Source organism: Paractinoplanes durhamensis (genome assembly GCF_016862175.1).
Lineage (GTDB): Bacteria > Actinomycetota > Actinomycetes > Mycobacteriales > Micromonosporaceae > Actinoplanes > Actinoplanes durhamensis.
In genome coordinates this window covers 61557-68247 of record NZ_BOML01000088.1, presented here as the reverse complement: position 1 = coordinate 68247, position 6691 = coordinate 61557, and the positions used below count along the sequence as shown (strand labels likewise).

Annotated in this window: 6 protein-coding genes; 4 read left to right on the top strand and 2 right to left on the bottom strand. The window is 68.5% G+C overall.

Annotated features, from left to right (window positions below; translation table 11 throughout):
- Positions 1–31: 31 nt before the first annotated feature.
- Positions 32–1126, bottom strand: coding sequence for an IS630 family transposase (locus tag Adu01nite_RS45260; protein ID WP_203735588.1), 1095 nt, complete (start codon positions 1124–1126; stop codon positions 32–34).
- A gap of 155 nt (positions 1127–1281) precedes the next feature.
- On the opposite strand from Adu01nite_RS45260, the gene Adu01nite_RS45255 reads away from it, so the two are divergent.
- The 4 genes from Adu01nite_RS45255 (at position 1282) to Adu01nite_RS45240 (ending at position 4998) form a co-directional block, all read left to right on the top strand.
- Positions 1282–3342, top strand: coding sequence for a methyl-accepting chemotaxis protein (locus Adu01nite_RS45255; protein WP_203735587.1), 2061 nt, complete (start codon positions 1282–1284; stop codon positions 3340–3342).
- 191 nt (positions 3343–3533) lie between these two features.
- Positions 3534–3902 carry a hypothetical protein gene (locus tag Adu01nite_RS45250; protein WP_203735586.1) on the top strand — a complete coding sequence of 123 codons (369 nt, stop codon included), beginning with the start codon at positions 3534–3536 and terminating at the stop codon, positions 3900–3902.
- A complete protein-coding gene (locus tag Adu01nite_RS45245) occupies positions 3903–4433 on the top strand; it encodes a sigma-70 family RNA polymerase sigma factor (protein ID WP_203735585.1) in 531 nt (176 codons plus the stop codon). It abuts the gene before it with no gap.
- The gene (locus Adu01nite_RS45240; protein ID WP_203735584.1) at positions 4426–4998 is read left to right on the top strand and encodes a hypothetical protein; all 573 of its coding nucleotides are present in this window, start codon (positions 4426–4428) and stop codon (positions 4996–4998) included. Before Adu01nite_RS45245 ends, Adu01nite_RS45240 begins: the two co-directional genes overlap by 8 nt.
- 112 nt (positions 4999–5110) lie before the next feature.
- On the opposite strand, the gene Adu01nite_RS45235 is transcribed toward Adu01nite_RS45240, so the two are convergent.
- Positions 5111–6691 (bottom strand): methyl-accepting chemotaxis protein, encoded by a 1581-nt coding sequence (locus Adu01nite_RS45235; RefSeq protein ID WP_203735583.1) that lies wholly within the window; start codon positions 6689–6691, stop codon positions 5111–5113.

The window sequence follows — 6691 nt, the reverse complement described above, 5'->3', positions numbered from 1 at the left end:
ACTGCCCCAGTGCAACGTGATCCTGATCGATTTACTTCGAGTTGTTCGCGACGAGCTTCCTGATGTTGAGCTGAGTGAGGCGGACCTTGGCGAGGCTTTCGTCGGTGGTCGCGGTCCACTGGAACGGTCGGGGTTCGGTGTTCCAGAACGCGATGTAGGCGCGGATGGTCCGGATGAGGATCTGCACGGAGGCGAAGGTGCCGCGCCGGACGGCCTGGCGGGTGATGATCCCGAACCAGGTCTCGATCTGGTTCAGCCAGCTCGAACCGGTCGGGGTGAAGTGGAAATGGACGTTCGGGTTCGCGTCGAGCCAGTCTCGGACCTCCGGGGTGGTGTGGGTGGACAGGTTGTCCAGCACGACGTGGATCTCGCGGCCGGCGTGCGGGGCGACAGCCTTCTTGCAGAAGGCCAGGAACGCAGACCCGTTGCGGCTGGGCACACAGTCACCGACGATCTCGCCGGTACCCACGTTCAGCGCCGCGAACGGGTTGGTGGTGCCGTGCCGCACGTATTCGTGGGTGCGCCGCTCGGATCGGTCGAACTCGATCGGCAGCAACGGCTGGGTCCGGTCGAGGGCTTGGATCCGAGTTTTCTCGTCCAGGGTGAGCACGACCGCGCCGCCGGGCGGATCCAGGTAGAGCCCGACGATGTCGGCGACCTTGTCGGCGAACCGCGGGTCCGTGCTGAGCGTGAAGGTGCCCTGCTTCTGCGGTTTGAGGCCGTGTTCGCGCCACAGGTTCGCCACCCAGTGATGCGAGACGCTCGTGCCGGTCCTGCGGGTGATGTAGTCGGCCATCGTTCGGGTCGACCAGTGCGACAACCCGGTCTCCGCCGGCGGCGTCGTGCGGGTCAGCGCCAAAACCCGCGACCGGACATCCGCGCTCACCTGCTCACGCGGCCCGCCAGGCTTCGCGGCGAGCAGACCCGCCGCGCCGTCTGCTGCGTACCGCGCCAGCCACAGATCCACCGTCGGGCGCGACACCCCGGCCAGCACGGCGATGTCCTTCTTCATCCGACCCTCGGCATGCCACAACACGATCCGCGCCCGCGTCCCGACCGCCGCCGACACCTCCGTGCCCGTCGCCAGCGCCCGCAGCTCAGCACCCTGCTCAGCCGTCAGTTCCACCCAGACAGCCAACCACACCACCATCATGTAAAGACAACAGAATCACGATTCACCAGCCGTTGAGTTTTACCCGGTACTTCGGGTTTTTATGCCGATTGGTCCAGGTGGTGGAGGAAGACTGAGGCGAGTGTCTTCCCCGTCAATCGGGAGTGTCGATGGTCCGCACCGAAGCCCGGCCGCTGCTGCTTCGCCCGATGCTGGCCGTCTGCGAGCGGCTGCGGACGAGCATGCGCTTGCTGATTCTCGTCGTGGTCCTGGTCGTCCCGGGCGCGCTGGCAACCGCGATGTACTCGGTGGTTCGCGGCAATCAGATCGACTTCAGCATGGCCGAGCGCGAGGGCGCTGACGCGGTCCGGCCGATGCTGCTCGCGCTCGCCGATACCGTCGCCGGTGAGGAGCCCGACCTGGCCGCAGTCCGCCGGGTCGCCACCGACCAGCCCGGTCTCGGCTTGGCGAAGGTCAGTCGCGCAATGCCGGAACTGGGCGACGGCAGCCCCGCGAGACGACTTGAGGTAGCCGGTTCGCTGGCCGCGATGATCACCGAGGCCGGCAATTCGTCGAACCTGATCCTCGATCCGGATCTGGACTCGTTCTACGTGATGGATGCACAGGTCGTCCAGTTGCCCAAGGCGTTGATGGCGGCGATGAGTGCGGCCAATCCCGCTCCGGGTGACAGCGTGCAGGCGCGTCTGGCCGCGCGGGCTGTCATGGCGGGCAACCTCGCCTCGGCGGCGGATGCTCTGGGCAGCGATCTCGACACCGCCGCGCGAAGTACCGAACTGACCGGTCTGAAGGATCGCCTGGATCAGGTGCAAAGCCTCCAGGACGAAGCCGCGTCATTGGCCCAGACGATCACCACCGCGCTCGCGTCGCCCAGCAGCGCTGATCCGGCGGCGCTCGGTGCGGCGGCCCGGGTCGCGGTCGCCCCGCTGTACCAAGCACTTGTCGACCTGCTCGACTCCCGGATCCGTACCTTCAACGGCGAACGCCGCCTGGTACTGGGCGCCGCGATCGGTGGCTTCCTGCTCGCAGGCTGGTTTGCCATCGCCGCCGTTCGCGGCACCACCCATGATGTGCGGCGCACGGTACGCGCGGTAACGGCCATCGCGGAGGGGGATCTCGGGGTCCGGCCGCTGCCGGACGGGCGCGACGAACTGGGCGACATCGGCCGCGCCCTCGCCGTCGCCCGAGATCGACTGCAGCAGCAGGACGACGAGATCCGGTCCGCCCAGGCCGCTCGCGAGCAGCACCTCCGGGCAAGCTTCCAGCACCAGCGACAGGTCGAGATGCAGTTCCGCAAGCGCACCCAGAACGTCATCGACGAGTCGACCGGAGTGATCGCCGAGGAACTGCGTGGGGTCACGGCTCAGGTCAGCCATGTGCGCGACGCGGCCGGCATCATCGACTCCAGCATCACCATCAGCGACGCGGCGACCGCCGCCGTGATCCAACAGGCTCGCCAGGCCGAGCAGGTGATCAACTCACTCGAGCAGAGCCTGCGCCGGGTCGCGTCGACCGCCGAATTGGTGACCGGAATTGCCGGGCAGACCCGGTTGCTGGCGCTCAACGCCACCATCGAGGCGGCCCGGGCCGGAGACCTCGGCCAAGGCTTCACCGTGGTCGCCGACGAGGTCAAGGAACTGGCGAACACCACCGCGCGCTCGACCGAACAGATCACCGCCACGATCAAGGACCTGGAGCGGGACACCTCCGAGATGGCCCGCACGATCACCACGATGATCGAGGGGATCGGTAGCGTCGGCGAGGCTGCTGTGTCGCTGCGTGCCGTGGCGGCGGATCAGGACACCCTGGTCAGCGAGCTGTCCGGGCAGATGCAGGAGACCCTCAGCCGGGTCGAGCAGATGTCCAACCTGGCCGCCCAGCTCGAACGGCGTCAGCACGCCCGGATCGCAGCGGCCGGTAAAGCGCAACTGTCGGTGCGAGGCCGGCCGCCCGTCCCGGTCACCACCGTCAACATCAGCTCCGGGGGGCTACGGTGCTACGCGCCGTCCGAGCTGGGCCTGAGTGACGGCGACACCGTCTCGGTCGAGCTGAGCCATGGCGAGAGGCGGCTCACCGTCCACGCGGTCGTGGCCAATGCGGTGGCCGGCGAGAACGGTGAGGAGGCGGAGATCGGCTTGCAGTTCCTGGTGACCGACGAAGCTCTCAACGAACGTCTGTCCGCCTTTGTCGAGGATGTTCTGGGAAACGCCTGAGCGCTCATTGCCGGCGAACTCATCGGTGTGTTCGATGCTCACGAGCCAATCCGCTTTCCCCCTGCCGGCCCGCCACGACGATGGTAACGGAAAGGTAACGAAGCCTGTGGTGGCGTGCCGTGGCGATGGGCGGGGGCGTGGGAGTCTCGACAATGCCCCCTGGGACGAAGGACCCCAACATGCGAAAGCCCTTGCTCACGGCCATCGCCATCGGTGCCGTAGCTACCGGCCTGTGCGGCGCTCTGGCCACTGCTGCGATCGCCGCCACCGGTGACGAAACCAAGCCGGTGGCCGCTGCCGCACCCGTACAGGTTCAGCAGCCCGTGTCGAACAATGCCGTCACCCAGGCCAAGGCCGGGAAGTCGGCGAACAAGGAGCTGCTCCGGCTCGAGGAGAAGATCAAGCTGGGCGGGCCGTGGACCTCGGTACAGGTCGCCGAGATGAACCGGCTGGTGGAGCAGTTGAAAGCGGACGGCACGGCCACTCAGGCACAGCTCACCTGGCTCGCCCTGACGCCCGCCGAGAAGCTTGAGAACGCCGCCCCGGTGGGTCGTAACTGAGTGGAGCACCAGCACACCGGTGACCGGGAACAGCCGGACTTCGACGAGTTCTACCGGTCCGCGTACCCGCGGCTGGTCGGTCAGCTGTTCTCGGTCACCGGCAGTGTCGAGCAGGCCGAGGACGTCGTGCAGGAGGCGTTCATCCGCTCCCTGGGCCGCTGGGCCCGGATCCAGGCCTACGACGTCCCCGAGTTGTGGGTCCGCCGGGTGGCGATCAACCTGGCGGTGAGCGACCTGCGCCGGTTACGCCGCCGGGCCACAGCCCTGCTTCGGCTGGGCGCCCAGCGACCGTCGGCCGCGCTGTCGCCCGAAACCGCCGATCTCGCCGAATTGCTGCGCCGGGTGCCGGCGAACCAGCGCGCCGTTCTGCTCCTGCACGACGTGCTGGACCTCCCGCTGGAGCAGGTGGCCGCCCAGCTGAACCTGCGCGTCAGCACCGTCCGTGGTCGCCTCGCCCGGGCCCGCGCGATCCTGGCCCGGCACGTCGCCACCGATACCGATGCGGAAGGACCGGTGTCCCGCCATGTCTGATCCTCGCGACAGCCTGCGCCGCCTGGTCGAGGAGGGAGCTCTCGCCGCTCGGCAGCCACCGCCGGCGAGCTTGCGCCGCCGCGCCCGACGCCGCCGCAGGGCCCGCGCCGTCACCATCCCGGTGGTCCTGGTCGCTGTGGCCGGTGCCGCTCTTCCCCTGACCCGCCCCCATGATCACCAGCCCGCCCCGGCGACAACTGCCGCGCCCCGGACGCTGACCGCCGATCCGGCCAAGACCGTCTCCGGCGGCCTCATCACGATCTCCGGTGCCGGCTGTACCCCGGGCCGGACCGTGTCCTTCGGCCTGCGCTGGGACGCCGGCGCTCCGCTGAGCCCGACGATGACACAACGAAAAGAGCAGTTGAACCCACCGGCCACCGCCCCCACCGCCGGCAGCCGCGACCTGACCACGACGACTGCCCTCGCCACCGGAACCTTCACCGTGAAGGCCACGGTCCCCGCCGACGTCACGATCCGCGCACCGACCCTGTGGGCACGCTGCCCGGCGCCGGACACCACCAACCTGCTGACCCAGTCCGTCCTGATCCAGATCAACAACCCCTGAACAACCTCTTCGTACGCGCGACGGTCCGCCAGACCGGCCGGCGACGCCCCATCCAGCGGCCCGCATGCCCAACTCGGACAAGTCGCCCGCCGGCTCCAGCTCTCGGGTCGTCTCAGTAGCGGAAGGTGGCGACCAGTGACTGCAGGTCCTCTGATGCGTGGTTGAGGTCGCGGGCCGTGTCCTGGGTGCGGGCGGCACCGGAGCTCGTCTGCTCGGCGGTTGTCGCGACAGCTTGAATGCTCCCGGCGATCTCGCTGGCACCGGTGGCCGTTTCGCTGACGTTGCGGCTCATCTCCGCGGTGGTTGCGGTCTGTTCCTCGATCGCCGACGCGATGGTGAGCTGCGTGGAGTTGATCTCGGAGACCACCGAGCTGATCCGGCCGATCGCGTCGACGGCTGCCTCGCTGCCCGCACGGATGGCGGCGATCTGCTGTGCGATGGTCTCCGTCGCCGACGCGGTCTGCTGAGCCAGCTCCTTCACCTCGCCCGCGACGACGGCGAAGCCTTTGCCGGACTCACCGGCCCGCGCTGCCTCGATGGTCGCGTTCAGGGCGAGCAGGTTGGTCTGCTGGGCGATCGTCGTGATCAGATCGACCACCGATTGGATCTCCGCCGAGGCGGTGCCGAGCTTCTCGACCGTCTCATTGGCTTCCGTGGTGGCTCGCACACCGCTCTCGACGATCTGCGTGGCCATGCTCGCGCTGCGGGAGATCTCGGCGATGGAGGCGCTCATCTCGTCGGCGGAGGCGGCCATGCTGGAGACGATCGCGGATACCTCCTCCGCTCCCGCGCTGACCACCCCGGCCTGGGAACTGGTCGCGGCCGCGCCGTCGGCGAGTTGGTTGCTGACGGCGCCGAGCTCGTCCGCCGCCCGGGCGACCCGGGCGGCTTCCGTCGCCACCTTGCTCACGAGTGCCTGCATGCGCTCGGCGAACCGGTTGAAGCTGCGGGCTGCTTCGCCGATCTCGTCGCGGCTGTCGTCGTGGACGCGCTGGGTGAGGTCGCCGTCGCCGTCGGCGATTTCGCTCAGCCGCCGGTTCAGCATCCGCAGCGGCCGGGTGATCGAGCGGATCAGCAGGAAGGCGAGCACGACGCCCATGATCACGACTCCCGCGCCCGCCGATAGCATCAGCCATGATGCCCGCCGTGAGGCGGATGCGGCGGCGGTGACCGCCTCGGTCGACTTCCGGTCGATCGAGGTGACCAGGGTGTCCACGACCGCGGCGAGCTTGTTGAAGATGGCGATCTCGTCGACCGCGACGAGTTGTTCTCCGGCCGCGGTCCGCGCCGGATCGTTGCTACGCAGATCCGCGATGATCTGGTTGTCCATGGACATGAACTCGTCGAACAGGCCGAGGGCCGAACTGACCGTGGCTTGCTCCGCGGAGGTGAGACGGGCCTGTCCCAGGGCTTGAAGCTCGGCCCGGAACGCTGTCGCTGATGTGAGGAAGGCGGCCCGGCTCTGTGCGGTGTCGTCCGTCGCACTCCGAAGGCCGCGGGTCACGTCGAACGCGTACGCGGTCTGCCAGCCATTGAAGTCGGCCGACCGGAACTTGACCTGCATTGCCAGGCGGGTCGCGGCGCCGTAGTCCCGCACGTCCGCGGTGGCTTTGCTCTGCACCGACACGGCCGACATTCCCACGAAGATCAACCCGGCGATCAAGGCCAGCAGGACAGCCATACTGGCGGTCAA